This is a genomic window from Aureitalea marina (assembly GCF_002943755.1).
Taxonomy (GTDB): Bacteria; Bacteroidota; Bacteroidia; order Flavobacteriales; family Flavobacteriaceae; genus Aureitalea; species Aureitalea marina.
This window is the reverse complement of sequence record NZ_MQUB01000001.1, coordinates 2,705,203-2,720,763: the sequence shown is the minus strand read 5'-3', so window position 1 is coordinate 2,720,763 and position 15,561 is coordinate 2,705,203. Positions and strand designations below refer to the sequence as shown.

The following is a 15,561-nucleotide window of genomic DNA, read 5'->3' as shown; positions in this document are numbered from 1 at the left end:
ACCTACCCCAACCAAGCAGCCCAGGGGATCCGGCTGAGCATCAGGATAAGGGCCAGGGTGTAGAATACAGCCAGGCTTTTTAGCTTCTTATCGCTTAAGCGCTTCTTCTTATGCCGGCTGTAGCCAATGGTGATAAAGGCCACGGCCAAGATCATTACGGTGAGGTGTTCTACGGCATACAAACGCATGGTGGCGTCCTTCATTACGGTTCCCATCCCATTATTGATGATGTTCTTTAGCCCCAGGGGGGATACAAAATAAAGGACCAGCCCGATGAGGAACTGGATATGGGTAACGATCAGGGAGAAGAGCGCCAGGCGAAAGTCCTGCGGCCGGTATTCGCGTTTACTCAAAACACCACCCCAGGCATTCAGAGTGGCAACAATAACAACGATCAGGACCAAATAGGCCCACCAGGAGTGTAAAAACTGTACGGTAGTGTAGAACATAACATCGAATTACTCGACCAAAGGTAGCCCATAAAAACTAAAAAACCACCCCGTTTTGGGGTGGTTTTCTAAGGTTAGATAGTCAAATAGACTAGAAGTTATAACGCAGGGAGGCATTGTAAGTCCGTCCAATACCCAGGTAATAACCAAAGGCATTCTTCTGGTTGATATAGGCCTCGTTAGTCACATTGTAACAGTTGGCTCGCAGGACAAAACGCTGATCACCCAATTGGAATCTGTAGGTAGCACCCATGTCCAATAGTGTATAAGCAGGAAGTCGCTCGGCCTGGTAGGTCATGCCCATTTGAGCGGCCTCGATCACGTCATCCGGATCAACAAATCCGTACAGGTCTGTATAGATGTTGTAGTCTGCATCGACAATCAGGTTTTCCAGGATGTTAACGGATAGTCCGGCTCCGAAGGAAGTCTGAGGGGCATTACCCACTTTGGTTCCAGTCAGATCCAATACGCCGTCGGTGATGATGAAATCTCCGGTATCGTCATTCTGACGAGTGAACGGAGTCTCACCGTCATACTTCCAGTTACCGATAGAACCGTAACCACGCAGTCTCCAACCACCTAGGTCAGGTCGGTACTCGAAATCGAATTCCACCCCTTGGTGCACCTGGGTTACCCCAGTAAAGCGATCGGTAAAGAAAACCGGATTTTCCGGATCAGAATCGTCCTCTCCACCGGTCTGTACAAAGCGGTTAGCCCACTCCGTGTAGTACACATCGACATTCAGACGGAAGTTGCTGCTCTTAAAGCGGTATCCACCTTCAAAACCTGTGATCTCCTCGTTGTCGATCTCTGGTGTGATTATGGTATTGGAGTTACGAATGTCTTGGAAGATGTTGTCCAGGAATGGTTGACGTGAGAAGAACCCGGCATTACCAAAGACGGTTGATTTTTCGTCCCAGCTATAAGACAGACCACCTTTTACATTGTAACCGGTCTTGTTCAGCTTCTCGGATTTACCCAAACCGTCCCCGGTTCCGATAAAGCGACCTTCCCGTTGGAAAGACTGTGTAGAAAGAGCTCCCTGGAAGAAGGCAGAAAAGTGATCGGTACGGTACTCGGCCTGACCAAATCCACCTAGGTAATTGATATTCTCAGAATAGTCATATTGGGTACGATCTTCTTCATCTGCAAAATCGAACAAAGCTGCCCAAGGGTCGGCCTCATAAGTATTAGTGAAGGTGTAGTCGTCTGGACGATCGGTACGGAAATTATCCTGGAAACCGGTCAGTCCGACCAGGTCGTTGATCTGACGCCAGTGGTCACCATTGTACAGTCGGCCATCAAAACCAACATTGAAAGACCAGTTCTCGTTGGCCTCAATGTTCAGGTTAGATAGCATTCCGTACCAGTTGTGGTTATTAATAGACGCTCTTCGCACTCGGGAATCACTGAAGTTCCCTATACCGTTGTCGGAGTCATCTATGTTATTCTGAACGATCTCGTCCCAAAGGATACGTCCGTCCATACCGCGAACTCTGGATCCTCGTCCCAGCATTCCGGTTCCACCACCGCGGCCCCAGGATGCGTACAACACAGTAGACAGATCCAATGATTCGTTGATATCAAAATCCCAGTTCAGGTTGGCTACCGGCTTATGGTAGTAATTACGACGCTCTGTAAAGCGTTCTCCATCCCTGAATCCGGAATTTCCGTTATATTTTTCTCCAAATTGCTCGTAGGTTTCCAGATCGTCAGAGAAGTTCTGATCGTGCCACTGAGGAGCACCGGTGATCAAGAAGTTGAAAGCGTGCTTGTCGTTTGGTTTGTACCCAACAGAGAACAAGTAGTTCTGCCCCTGTCCCTGAGTACCTTCCGAGTACTTTCGGTAGGCTTGCCAGTGGTCGACCAGGAAAGAGAAAGCCCATCCCTTATCATTCACTCCGGTATTATAGGAAGCAGTTCCTTTGAAGTAACTATCGTTACCGGCCAGGAAACGTACAAAACCTCCCTGTTTTTGCTCGGTTGTCTTGGAAACGATATTTACCGTACCCCCTACAGACGAGATGGCTAGTTTTGAAGATCCAAGTCCCCTTTGAACCTGAACGGCATTGGCTACATCGGCCATACCGGCCCAGTTAGACCAGAACAGACGACCATCTTCCTGACTATTGATCGGCTGACCATTCAAAAGATAGGCTGTGTTGGTGTCGTCAAAACCACGTAAGAATACCTGGCTATCTCCAAAACCTCCGGCTTGGTTAGACACATAGACCGATGGTACATTTTTGAAGGACTCGGTAAATTCCCGGTTACCCGCAGACTTCAGCTGAATCTCCTGGGCAGTCACAGTAGAAACCGCTACCGGGGTTTGTCGATCTGTTGCCAAATCGATGATCCCTGTACCGACAATAACAACCTCGGCCAGGGCGTCGGCATCGGCTACCATGGAAATAGCTCCCAAGTCGGCCGAACCGTTGGTCAGGGTGAAGTTGATCACTCGAGTGCTGAAACCCAAATAACTGATCTCAATAGACCCTGAATTAGAACTTACATTGATGGTGAAATTACCATCGAAATCCGAGATCGTACCATTGCTGGTTCCGGATTCCAACACATTGGCCCCGTTCAATGGTCCTCCCAGATCGGTATCGACCACGTTACCCGTTAAGGTGCCTTGTGAAAAAGCGACGAAACTCGCTAATAAACAGACTAATAGTAAAAGTCTTTTCATAGTTGAAAGATTAGATAATATTGCACCGCAAAATTACACCAATCCATTCATGGCGTTTGTTGAAAACGTTAAGAAAAAGCTAACAATTGACGGTTGAAAAGATAACATTACGCCCGCAACACCTTGTTTTAAAGGTGCTTACGAACTATGTTAAAACGGAATACAGTCCAATTGGTCCTTCAATGGCTGCATATAATGTGTAGTATTCGTTGTGATATTGTTCTGCCAAGGGCTCTGAAGCTGGCAAATCCTGTAAAAATGGATCCACTTGCTTCCCATTCTTCCAGAAGCGATAACAAACGTGGGGGCCGGCCGTATTTCCTGTCATCCCGATCCAACCAATCACATCGCCTTGACGCACATAATCTCCCACTTTGACATTGCGACTTCTCATATGCAGGTACTGAGTCTCGTAGGTTCCGTTATGACGAATTTTCACATAATTACCATTCCCACCCCGTCTTTCGGATTTGGTCACGGTCCCATCTGCAGTGGCCAGGATCTCTGTACCCACAGGAGCCGCAAAATCGGTTCCTTTGTGCGGGCGTACTTTGTTGCCGTAATAAGCGATACGCCTTTTTAGATTGTAGCGTGACGAGAGCCTTCCAAATTTCAAGGGAGACTGTAAAAAGGCTCTTCGAAGGTTATTGGCTTCTTCGTCATAGAAGTCGGCCGAAATCTTTTCATCTCCGTCCTCCGGATAAAACTTAAAGGCATAAAGCTCCCTGCCTTTGTGTTCAAAATAGGCCGCCTGAATATCTCCCAGACCTACAGATATGGAATCGTTGATGAACCGTTCAGTATACACCACCCGGAATCGGTCTCCGGCTTGTATCTTAAAGAAATTGATGGTCCAGGCATAGATGGTGGCCAGGCGATCCGACATATACGGACTAAGATCGTTCTCTACCATGGTTTCATACAGCGAACTGGTGATCACTCCCGAAGCTTCTTTGGTCTTCATGGTCACCGGTTTGGCCATATTGGTCAGACTGATCTCATCCCGCAGATCGATCACGACATACTCCACCCGGTTCTTCTCATAGATAAACACCTGGGTCTGTTCCAGGGAATCTTTGGATTTGAGAATGGTGAAAGGTTTACCGACCACGAGTTTACGGACGTCAAAGGAATCCTTGTAGGTAGTGGCAATCTGATAGATGATGTTCTGGGTGACCCCATTGGCATCCAGGATAGCGCCAAAGGTATCTCCTGAAGAGACCGTATCTCTAAGCACCAAATAGTCGTTCAGGTCGTAGCCGTATTCCAGCTGCGGTGTTGGTTCCGGTTCGGCTATGGGGGTATCGTCTTCTTTGGTCTCCTTACTACAGGAAACAATTAGCACAAGGGCAAATAACAGGGCGTAAACTCTCAATTTCAATCTCTCTTCTAATCTATACGTCCTGCCCCCAGTTGTCCAATTCTTCCTGTGTCCAGACTTCCGGGAAGAAGATCCTTCGTTGGTACTTTGGATGCATGTATTTGGCCCAGTCGCTTCCACCGGTAGCCTCCTCCGGTTCTTCTCCGTGATTGAGGTATTTCTTGGCGGTATTGTAATGGGCCATCACCCAAGTCACGTTCACCGTGTAATCGTAATGGCGCATGGCCTCCAGCAATTCCGGGGCCTCACGAACTTCGGGGGCAAGCCTTTGAATTTCGCGTATAAATTTATGGTATTATATTCTTGTGTAAAGGCTATGAAGTCGTTTTTATACCGTTCTTCAAAAACTTTTAACAAATAGCTTTTTTTACCCGTCTTGTAATCCTTTCCGGCTGCCTGCCAATACAAATGCTCCAAGGCGTGCTCATAGGGGGTATTTCGATCGATGCTATCCCGGAAACGGGCATCGATCAGGTTGATCAGATCAGTGGAAGCAAACTCGATCTTTCGATATTGGGCACTTTGAAACCCACTGGCCGGAGTAAGGGTATTGCGGAATTTTAAATACTGCTCTACCTCCATACCTTCTGTCATGATGTTGAAGGAATTTTTCAACATGTCAAAATACCGACTGATACGACCCAGGCGCTCCGAAAAGAATTTAGCCGTAAGCTCATTGTTATGGGAAACCTGGGAGATCTCCCACAAGATCATCTTGAAGAGCAACTCATTGATCTGGTGGTACATGATAAATACCATCTCATCTGGAAAGGTGGTCCGCTGAATTTGCAGACTGAGCAAAGCATCGGTCTGAATGTAATCCCAGTAAGTTATGGGTTTCCCGTGAAGCAAGCCCTCCAGGTGATGGTCGATATTCTGACCCATGGAGTCGTACTTTTCGCGGAGCTGTTCAATCAAATGGTCGGTTTCGGTTGGTTTGTCCATCAATTCATGATGATTTTAAATGAGTGCTGCAAGCCTTTAAATTCCGTCAAGGTTGCTTTTAGTGATCCCACGACCAAACTAGCTTTGATCAGGATCGGCATTTTATTTTCGTCGTCAGTAACCCAAACGGTAAGACTTTCCTTTTCCTCGAAAACCCGACCAGATTGCACGTAAGGTCGAAAGATCAAAGTGGGGACCTTCCCAAAATCGGTCTTTAAGGTCTCCCGTCCGAGGAACTTCAATCTGAACTTGTAGTTCTCTTTATCAAAGAACATGTTCATATCGATAGTCTCACCCACCTTCAGGTTCGAGATATCTAGGTTATTCCTCAGATAATAGAATGCAGACACCATATCCTGTACCTCCTCTGGAAAGTTGATGAAATCCTGGGTCTTCTTTTTATTGTTGATCACCCGTGCCTCATTGATCTCGTGATCAAAGTCGATCTGTATGTCTTTGGTATATCCCCCTTCGTCTATCTTGCGGATAAAACGATAGGGAATGTCCAGGTCTGTATCGATATAAGATTCGTAATAATCCTCAACGGGAAAGAACCATTTGGTCATCCCGGTGGTCCTTCCTTCTCCTTTTACATGATAGACCTGTTTGCCATTCAGAGAGGTCTCATTAACCTGTAAAGTAGCGTAACCCGCGGTAACCAATCCGTAATGCACCCTGAATCTAAACCATTCCCCATCGCCATACGCCTTTTTCTGTCCAATGGCTGTGGCACAGATAAGGAAAGTCAATATTAAAAACAGGTGCTTCATCGTATGGGATGTTGGGGTTTCTACCCTAAAAGAGCAACTACTGTTCCAAAAGTAAGAAACTCCATCTAACAGACGATGGAGTTTCCTATTCTGTTACGGTTACAGGGTACCACGATTGGCCTGTTCCCGCTCAATTGCTTCAAAAAGTGCCTTGAAGTTCCCTTTCCCGAAACTTTGAGCCCCTTTGCGTTGAATGATCTCGAAGAACATGGTTGGCCGATCCACTACCGGCTTGGTGAACAACTGTAGCAAATAGCCTTCATCGTCTCTGTCTATCAAGATACCGTGTTGTCTCAGCAGATCGATGCTTTCGTCTATATCGCCAACCCGGTCCAATATATCTTCGTAATAGTTGTCCGGTACATAGAGGAATTCAACTCCTCTATCGCGCATAGCGCTTACCGTAGAAACAATATCGTCCGTGGCCACCGCGATATGTTGAACACCGGGGCCATTGTAATAGTCGATATACTCCTCGATCTGTGATTTCTTTCTACCCTCGGCAGGTTCGTTGATCGGGAATTTAATACGACCGTTTCCATTACTCATCACCTTACTCATCAGGGCGGTGTATTCTGTAGAGATATCCTTATCATCGAATGAAATGATCTGGGCAAACCCCATCACCTTAGCGTAGAACTCACACCAGGTATTCATTTCGCTCCAACCTACATTCCCAACCATATGGTCGATGAATTTAAGCCCTACCGGTTCCGGATTGTAGTGAGATTCCCATTTGCGGTATCCCGGTAAGAAAACTCCGTTGTAATTCTTACGCTCCACAAACACGTGAACTGTTTCGCCATAAGTATGAATGGCCGAGCGTACAACCACTCCGTCATCGTCAGATTCGGAATAGGGCTCAAAGAAGGACTTGGCTCCACGCTTGGTGGTTTCCTCCCAGGCCTTGGTCGCATCCTCCACCCAAAGCGCAACAACTTTCACACCATCTCCGTGCTTATTGATGTGCTCATTGATGGGTCCGTCTTCCTGTAATGGTGTGGTTAAGACCAGACGAATCTTGTCTTGTTTAAGGACGTAAGACACCCGGTCCTTCATTCCGGTCTCCAATCCGGCATAGGCTTCACTCTGAAACCCGAAAGCCGTTTTGTAAAAGTGAGCAGACTGCTTGGCATTGCCCACATAAAGTTCGACATAGTCTGTTCCTAACAAGGGGAGGAAATCCTCGGCCTCGTCAAATAATTTCTTCAGTGAATATTCTGTATTCTGTAGATTCTGTAAATTCTTTATTTCTGCCATGATTACATGCTTTTATTCGTCGGTGGTTTAATCTTTCCAGTCTGGGATCAGTGATCCAGCCAGGACTGGTAATAGGTCTGATCGGCAATCTTCATGGCCTCCTCTGTTACCTGCAATGGTTTGAAGGTGTCCACCATAACTGCTAGTTCTTCGGTCTCTTTCTTACCAATACTTCGCTCCGTAGAACCCGGGTGAGGTCCGTGTGGAATTCCCGCAGGATGCAGAGAAATGTGCCCCGCCTCGATATCGTTCCGACTCATAAAGTCTCCATCCACATAATATAACACCTCATCACTGTCTATATTGCTGTGATTGTATGGTGCCGGGATGGCGTTGGGATGATAATCGTAAAGTCTGGGAACAAAACTGCATACCACAAAGGCGTCGGTCTCAAAAGTCTGATGTACCGGAGGTGGTTGATGAACCCGACCGGTGATCGGCTCAAAATCGTGAATGGAAAAGGCATAAGGATAATTATAGCCATCATAGCCTACCACATCGAAAGGGTGGGTAGCGTATTCCATCTCGATGATCTCATCCATCTTTTTGACCTTGATCAAGAAAGAACCTTCTTCGTTGTGGGTATCCAGTTCCAAAGGCTTTCGGATATCCCGCTCACAAAAGGGTGAATGTTCCAGTAATTGCCCAAACCAGTTGCGATATCGCTTTGGCGTGTATATGGGACGTTTAGATTCTACAATGAACAATCGGTTGTCCTCGGTGTCAAATTCTATTTGATAGATGATCCCACGAGGAACAAGCAGATAATCCCCATAAGAGAAATCCAGGTTGCCCATTAAGGTTCTGAGTTTACCCGTCCCCTTGTGTACGAAGATCAGCTCGTCAGAGTCGGTGTTCTTGTAAAAATAGTCCGACATAGAACGTTTGGGTGCGGCCAAGGCGATGTGGCAATCGGAATTTGTCAGGACGATCTTACGACTGTCCAGAAAATCGTCTTCCGGCTCAACTTGAAACCCGCGAAAACGGAAAGACTGCATATTGTTCTTCAGGGACACCTTGGGTGCCACAGAATACTGTTTAACTATTGTTCTGACCTGAGTCGGCCTGTGTTCATGGTACAAATTACTGTACATGCCATCGAAACCGATGGTGCCAAATAGTTGTTCGGCATACAGACTACCATCCGGCTTACGGAATTGAGTATGACGTTTGGGAGGTATTTTCCCTAGTTGATGATAAAAAGGCATAATGCATTGATTTGTGTGGTTGATCCTGCTGGAGGAAATTCGGTTCACAGTCCGGCCGTTATGGGGGACAGCCTATAAATCAATGACTCATTCCGGATTCCGCTTGATCAGGAATTTGAGTAATACGAGTAGATATTTCCAGCCAGTGACAGCCATATCACAAATATCGGAAAAATTGCCGGAAGTACCTTAAAAACTGAAGCCTACGTTAACATACCAGACATCCTCCTTCACCTCTGGAGAATAAGCGTACTTCAATTCGACCGGCCCCAGGAAGGTCTTCCATCCATAACCGATAGAAAATCCCGAATAATCGATCTCATCGATCCATTGCCCGGTTGCAAAAAGGTCGTCCCCCACATTGGCTATGTTGAACTCACCGTTGAAGTGGTGATTCTTTGCAAATTCAAAGTCCAGACTAATGGCCGATTTCAAGTACGTATCTCCTCGCAGAGACACAGCCTCGAAGCCCATTAGAGGTACAAAATTGTTCAGCGGCCGGTATCCATATCCCCCAATAAAGAAATCCAGGCTGTTGGTGGTAGAACTTCCAATTCTAAGCCCTCCCTCAGTAGAAATTCTCCCCGACCATTTATCACTGAAGGGATGTGAATAGGCCACTTTTGCCTTGCCAATGGAAAAGGATTCGAAATCCTCGTTCTGTCCTTCAGCCAGGAGGTACCAATGAAAATCACCTTCAAAGAGCCATCCACTGGACGGGAAATATTTGTCGTCTTCGGTATCAAACTTTAAAAGACCGTATACGCTGAAGTAGTTAGTGTTGTCAAATACCGTCCGAGGTTTGTTTTGGTCGTCCTGCCCAAAGGTCTCAGACAGGTACTTCAACCATTTGTGCTCCCCGCCCAATTCCAACAGATAGATTCGCTGAAAGACGGTTTGTACAAAAAGCCTATTGGTCAGATCGCCATATTCGAAATCGATCTTGTTCAGTTCCGGCCCACCGGCAATCTCAACTGCAACATTATTTAAATCACTTTGAACAAAATCTGTAGCAACATTCTTAGCAAAGAAATTGTAAGCGGAAGAAAGACCGACGCTCCAGTAATAGCCCTTGTCGATGTAATATTCGAAATTATATCGAATATTGTCTCCCAGGATCAGGTCCAATGCGACCACGTCGTTGTTGGTGATCAGCCTCTTATGGGTGATATTGACCAGAGCTGCAGATTTGAATAGGTCGTCATAGTGCACTCCTGCCCTGAGCAAGGTTCGCGATCCACTTTCCACGAGATCGAAATGGACGGTGTACTCCCCTGCATTATCCTTATCCTCTATGAACCGGTAGTTGATATTGTCAAAATTACCCGTTGCAGACAAGTTATTGACCCCAGTACTAAAATCGGTATACTCTATTTTGGACGGTGTACGGATCTTGAGTTTACCCAGCACATAGGCCCTGGTATAATTCTCGTTACCCGTGATCACCACTTCTTTGATGAACACCTCATCGGCAGATCGGATCTCCGGTTTTGGCTTTGGCCCTGTTGTTTGGCGGGAGGCTATCTCTTCTAGACGCCCCCGAAATCCCTCGGCCGCAATCTGACCTGAGCGGATGATCTGATTCCCCTCATCAAATGACACCACATTATAATCGTCAATATTCGGCTTTATATAGATATCGGTGCGCCCTGCTTTTTCCTTCATGGCATTAATGGTCCGGTAATTATTGACCTGACCCAATAAACTGATTGCGCTCTTTAATTCTTCCCTGGTCTTTAGGGAATCTTGAACATCAATACCGATGACCAGATCAGCGCCCATAGCCCTGACCTCGTCTACCGGATAATTGTTCACCACACCTCCATCCACATAAATAGAATCCCCGATCTTGACCGGGCTAAAAAGCGAAGGAATAGAACCGCTTGCGGAGATCACCCTGGGCAAATAGCCCTTATTAAAGATCTTGGCCTGGCCAGTCTCCACATTGGTAGTCACACAGAAAAATGGAATGGGTAGTTGGTTAAAGTCCTCGATCTCGCTGACATGAGTGGTCAGTTTAGACAACAAGTTATAGATGTTCTGCCCTTTAGAAATCCCACTGGGAAAATCTACTTTGAAATCGTCGAAAGGCAGGGTGAGTGCATAGCGTTCGCCGTCCTCTTTCTCGTAGAATGTCTTGGCAGAGCGGGGGACATCATCCTGGATAAGGGTATCGAAATCCAGGACATTGAAAATAGAGTCCAATTGATTGGCCGTATATCCTGAGGCATACAAACCTCCAACTATGGCACCCATGCTGGTCCCGCCAATGTAGTCGATGCGTATTCCCGCTTCTTCAATGATCTTTAAGGCGCCAACATGAGCTAATCCTTTGGCTCCGCCGCCGCTCAAGACCAAGCCAACCTTCAGGTCCTCCTGGGTGTCATCCTGAGCTAACCCCAGGAATGGCAGCAAAATCATCGCCCAAAAGAAATTCTTGATCCTCATTGAATCTGTTTGAAGTGTTCAACCACTTTCCTCGCCCGGGAAGCACCAATAACGGCTTCTAATTCCTCAAATTCTGCCTCACTGATCCGTTTAACGCTCTTGAATTGTGAGAGCAGTTCGACCACCGTTTTCTCACCTATCCCCGGTATGGTGGTCAGGGCCGAATTCAGTGCATCCTTACTACGCTTATCCCGATGAAAGCTTATTCCAAAACGATGTGCCTCATTCCTTAATTGCTGGATGATCTTTAAAGTTTCCGATTTTTTATCCAGGTAAAGCGGGATGGGATCGTCCGGATAAAACAATTCCTCCAATCGCTTGGCAATTCCCACTATGGCGATCTTTCCTCTCAGATCAAGCTTCTCCAGGCTCTTGAGGGCAGAGGACAATTGTCCTTTCCCCCCATCGATGATGATGAGTTGCGGTAAAGGTTGCTCCTCGTCTAACATTCGTTTGTACCTCCTATAGACCACTTCTTCCATGGAGGCATAATCATCCGGGCCCTCGACCGTCTTGATATTGAATTTGCGATACTCTTTCTTAGAGGGTTTACCATCCCTGAAAACCACACAGGCTGCAACGGGATGTGTGCCCTGTATATTACTGTTGTCAAAGCACTCGATATGGCGGGGTTCTTCAGACAGCCTGAGATCGGACTGCATTTGGGTCATGATCCGGTTGGTATGCCGGTCCGGGTCTACGATCTTGGCCTGTTTCAGGCGCTCTAATTTGTAGTACTTGGCGTTGCGGAGAGACAATTCGACCAGTCTTTTTTTATCACCGGCTTGCGGCACATGAACTTTCACCTTCTCTCCCAGGGAAAGAGGGATGGATAAGTAAACCTCTTTGGCATTGGATTCAAAACGCTGCCTGATCTCGATGATCCCTAATTGGAGTAAATCTTCATCTGTCTCGTCCAATTTCTTTTTGATCTCCAGGGTATGAGATCGAATTATGGAACCAAAGGAGATCTGCAGATAGTTTATATAGGCGTAACTCTCGTCCGATAGAATGGTGAAGACATCGACATTGGTGATCTTCGGGTTCACTATGGTCGATTTGGCCTGGTAGTTCTCCAAGACCTCTATCTTTTCCTTGATGCGCTGGGCATCTTCGAACATCAGATCCTCCGAATACTGTTTCATCTGGGCCTTGAAATCCTTGAGTGAGGCCTTGAAATTTCCCTTGATGATATTCCGAATAGCCTGAATATCTTGATTATAAGCATCTTCTGTCTGTCTGGCTTCACAGGGACCCAGACAATTCCCCAGGTGATACTCCAGACAAACCTTATACTTGCCCGCCTTTATCTTCTCCTCGGACAGGTCATAATTGCACGTACGCAGCGGATAGAGTCCCCGAATGAGTTCGAGTAAGGTGTGAACCGTCCTCATATTCGTAAAGGGTCCATAGTATTCCGAACCATCACGGATAAGCTTGCGTGTTGAGAAGACACGTGGGAAACGCTCTTTTTTGATGCAAATCCAAGGATAGGTCTTATCGTCCTTCAACAAAACATTGTACCTGGGTTGATACTTTTTGATCAGGTTATTTTCAAGTAACAAAGCATCGGTCTCATTAGCCACCACGATATGGCGAACCTTGGCTATTTTTTTAACCAGTACCCTGGTCTTTCCATTGTCGTGTTGTTTGGTGAAATAGGAGGCTACCCTTTTCTTCAGGTTCTTGGCTTTGCCGATATACAACAATTGCTCGTCTTTATCGTAGTACTGATAGACGCCAGGCTTGTTGGGTAAGGTTGATATTTGAAGTTTGATGGAGGGGTCGGCCATAGCTCAAAGATAAAGTAGATTTGTATTCAAATTCAGGAATATGTGGTCTTTTCGTCCGGGCATCAATTGCTTCCAATAGTACCTCCGCAAGTACCAATCGCAATTTTTGCTAAATTGCATAGAGACTACTACCTCAATGAACATTGCGATCCTTTCGCGCGGAGAACACCTCTACTCTACCCAGAGCCTGCTGAAAGCTGGTATGGCCAGAAACCACGTCATGGAAGTACTGGATCCGGCTTACTGTTCCCTGGAGACTGAAGAAGGCCAAAACAGACTTTATTACCACAACGAATTGGTTGATGACCTGCATGCGCTCATTCCTCGGGTGGGAGCTTCTAACACCTATTTTGGATCGACCATCGTCCGACATTTCCAGGCCATGGGAATATTCTGTGTATCCGGAGCCGAACCCATATTACAATCACGCAACAAATGGACCTGTTTCCAGATACTGGCTCAGGCGCGGATTCCCATTCCCAAGACCACCCTTGGCATGGGTTATGATCCAGAGTCAGCTTTGGATCGTTTTGGACCTCCACCTTATATCATCAAACTACTGCAAGGCACACATGGGAATGGTGTAATTCTGGCTGAATCCAAGCGGTCTGCCCTCTCTACTATAGAAACCTTGAAAGCCGCCAAAGTTCGATTTATCATCCAAGAATTCATTGCAGAATCCAAGGGCTCCGATATCCGTGCAATCGTGGTGGATGGAAAGATCGTGGCTGCGATGAAAAGACAAGGCAAAGAGGGCGAGTTCCGCTCTAATTTGCACAGAGGAGGTAGTGCTGAGGCCTTGAAACTGGATCATAAACTGGAGAACCTTGCCCTGAGAGCGGCCAAGGCACTTCGTCTGGGAGTTTGTGGGGTCGATCTGCTGGAATCAAATAGTGGACCTATGGTATTGGAAGTTAATTCGACCCCTGGTCTGGAAGGTATTGAAACGACCACCGGAATTGACGTTTCCGGTCAGATCATTTCATATATCGAGCGCAACAAACGTCAGTGACCTACCACTGGTCTCCCGTCCATTTTTGTAACTTGCACAAGTAGCCCTAAGTGATCAATATGTCTCAAGAGAACCTGGAATTGCTTGGCCAATCCATCGCTCCCGGTGAAAGCCGAACAGTGGATTTTAGTATGGCCAAACTCTATACCACCACCAAGGTGGAAATTCCCATCATTATTGAGCGGGCTCTCGAACCGGGACCCACCGTCCTGCTGACCGCAGGCATTCATGGGGACGAGATCAACGGGGTAGAGATCGTACGGCAGCTCATTGCCAGAAAGATGAATAAACCTAAGGCGGGAACGGTCATTAGTATACCCATCCTGAACATCTTTGGTTTCCTGAATGCTGAACGTGCCTTTCCGGACGGAAGAGACCTCAACAGGAGCTTTCCAGGAACCAAAACGGGATCTTTGGCTAGTAGAGTAGCCTATCATTTTACAAAGGAAATACTACCTAAGGCAGACTATTGCATGGATTTTCACACCGGTGGTGCAAGTAGGTTCAATGCTGCCCAGGTCAGGATAGTAGCCGGAGATAAGCAACTATTAGAATTGGCCAAAGTCTTCCAGGCTCCATTTACCGTCTATTCCGGAAATATCAGGAAGTCATTCCGGTCCACCTGTGAAAAGCTTGGTGTCCCAATATTGCTTTACGAGGGAGGTAAGTCTTTGGAAAGCCATAAGCAGATCGTCAAAACAGGAGTAGATGGTGTTTGCCGTGTACTGGATTCACTGGGTATGTTGCAGGATCAATTTGTAAAACCCCCTTTGACGGAATCTGGAGTCCTGATCGAAAAGAGCCGATGGGTAAGAGCCCAACGCAGTGGATTGTTGCACGTTAAGATCAAATGCAACAAATTGGTGCAAAAAGGTGAATTCCTCGCAACAATTACAGACCCATATGGTACCATGCGCTTTAAAGTACTGGCTCCCAATGATGGTTACATCATCAATGTAAATCATGCACCCATTGTTCACCAGGGAGATGCCATCTTCCATATCTCCACCCAGGCAGGCAGTATTTGATGACAAAATCAGAACTCAGGAAGATCTATAAAAAGAAACGTTTGGATCTGGAGGATCCGGACCAGGCCTCTCTGGATATTGCCAATCAAAGCCTGAAACTGGATATTTGGGACCGTCAGTATTTTCATCTCTTTTTGCCGATCCAGCAACAGCGGGAAGTGGACACCTCTTATCTTCTACACATTTTACAAGGTAGGGACAAATCTGTGGTCCTTTCCCGTTCAGATTTCAAAACAACAAGCCTAAATCATGTACTGTTGGAGGACAACACCAAGATCTCTGTAAATGCCATGGGAATACCGGAACCAGAAGGTGGGATTCCCTTCCCGATCGATCAGCTGGAGGTAATCTTTGTGCCCTTATTAGCCTATGATCAAAAAGGGAATCGATTGGGCTATGGCAAGGGATTTTACGATCGCTTTTTAGCTCAGTGCAATAAGGGCGTGCTCTTTGTTGGTCTGTCCTACTTTGGCCCGGAAGAGGTTATTCCGACAGATCCTGTCGATATCCCCCTGCACTATTGCATCACCCCGGAAGGAATACATCAATTTCCTCAGTCCAATTGATCAATTAAG

At 46.6% G+C, this 15,561-nt stretch carries 11 protein-coding genes and 1 pseudogene; 3 read left to right on the top strand and 9 right to left on the bottom strand.

Features of this window, described 5'->3' with window-relative positions; translation table 11 throughout:
- Positions 1 to 2 precede the first annotated feature (2 nt).
- The 9 genes and pseudogenes from BST85_RS12470 to uvrC all read right to left on the bottom strand — a co-directional run bounded on the left by BST85_RS12470 (position 3) and on the right by uvrC (position 12,946).
- A complete protein-coding gene (locus tag BST85_RS12470; RefSeq protein ID WP_104813559.1) occupies positions 3 to 449 on the bottom strand; it encodes a hypothetical protein in 447 nt (148 codons plus the stop codon).
- Between the two features lie 91 nt (positions 450 to 540).
- A complete protein-coding gene (locus BST85_RS12465; protein WP_104813558.1) occupies positions 541 to 3,141 on the bottom strand; it encodes a TonB-dependent receptor in 2,601 nt (866 codons plus the stop codon).
- Between the two features lie 145 nt (positions 3,142 to 3,286).
- Entirely contained in the window at positions 3,287 to 4,522 is a 1,236-nt protein-coding gene (locus BST85_RS12460; RefSeq protein WP_245917693.1) for a M23 family metallopeptidase, read from the bottom strand.
- Positions 4,523 to 4,535: 13 nt separating this feature from the next.
- A pseudogene (locus BST85_RS12455) lies at positions 4,536 to 5,467 on the bottom strand (tryptophan 2,3-dioxygenase family protein).
- Positions 5,467 to 6,237 carry a DUF3108 domain-containing protein gene (locus BST85_RS12450; protein ID WP_104813557.1) on the bottom strand — a complete coding sequence of 257 codons (771 nt, stop codon included), beginning with the start codon at positions 6,235 to 6,237 and terminating at the stop codon, positions 5,467 to 5,469. The pseudogene BST85_RS12455 and the gene BST85_RS12450 overlap by 1 nt, the downstream one beginning before the upstream one ends.
- A 99-nt stretch (positions 6,238 to 6,336) precedes the next feature.
- Complete coding sequence (hppD, locus tag BST85_RS12445) at positions 6,337 to 7,497, bottom strand: 4-hydroxyphenylpyruvate dioxygenase (RefSeq protein ID WP_181040019.1); 1,161 nt, start codon at positions 7,495 to 7,497, stop codon at positions 6,337 to 6,339.
- Between the two features lie 47 nt (positions 7,498 to 7,544).
- Positions 7,545 to 8,705: a homogentisate 1,2-dioxygenase gene (locus tag BST85_RS12440; RefSeq protein WP_104813555.1), complete on the bottom strand. Its 1,161-nt coding sequence runs from the start codon at positions 8,703 to 8,705 to the stop codon at positions 7,545 to 7,547.
- A gap of 189 nt (positions 8,706 to 8,894) precedes the next feature.
- Positions 8,895 to 11,153, bottom strand: coding sequence for a patatin-like phospholipase family protein (locus BST85_RS12435; RefSeq protein ID WP_245917692.1), 2,259 nt, complete (start codon positions 11,151 to 11,153; stop codon positions 8,895 to 8,897).
- A complete protein-coding gene (gene uvrC, locus BST85_RS12430; protein ID WP_104813554.1) occupies positions 11,150 to 12,946 on the bottom strand; it encodes an excinuclease ABC subunit UvrC in 1,797 nt (598 codons plus the stop codon). The genes BST85_RS12435 and uvrC overlap by 4 nt, the downstream gene beginning before the upstream one ends.
- 136 nt (positions 12,947 to 13,082) lie before the next feature.
- Here uvrC and BST85_RS12425 point away from each other — a divergent pair, with 136 nt between their 5' ends.
- The 3 genes from BST85_RS12425 to BST85_RS12415 are packed head-to-tail and all read left to right on the top strand — an operon-like array spanning position 13,083 to position 15,552.
- Positions 13,083 to 13,958: an ATP-grasp domain-containing protein gene (locus BST85_RS12425; RefSeq protein WP_104813553.1), complete on the top strand. Its 876-nt coding sequence runs from the start codon at positions 13,083 to 13,085 to the stop codon at positions 13,956 to 13,958.
- A 59-nt stretch (positions 13,959 to 14,017) separates the two neighbouring features.
- Entirely contained in the window at positions 14,018 to 14,986 is a 969-nt protein-coding gene (locus tag BST85_RS12420) for a succinylglutamate desuccinylase/aspartoacylase family protein (protein ID WP_104813552.1), read from the top strand.
- Entirely contained in the window at positions 14,986 to 15,552 is a 567-nt protein-coding gene (locus tag BST85_RS12415; RefSeq protein ID WP_104813551.1) for a 5-formyltetrahydrofolate cyclo-ligase, read from the top strand. Before BST85_RS12420 ends, BST85_RS12415 begins: the two co-directional genes overlap by 1 nt.
- The last annotated feature ends 9 nt before the right edge of the window (positions 15,553 to 15,561 follow it).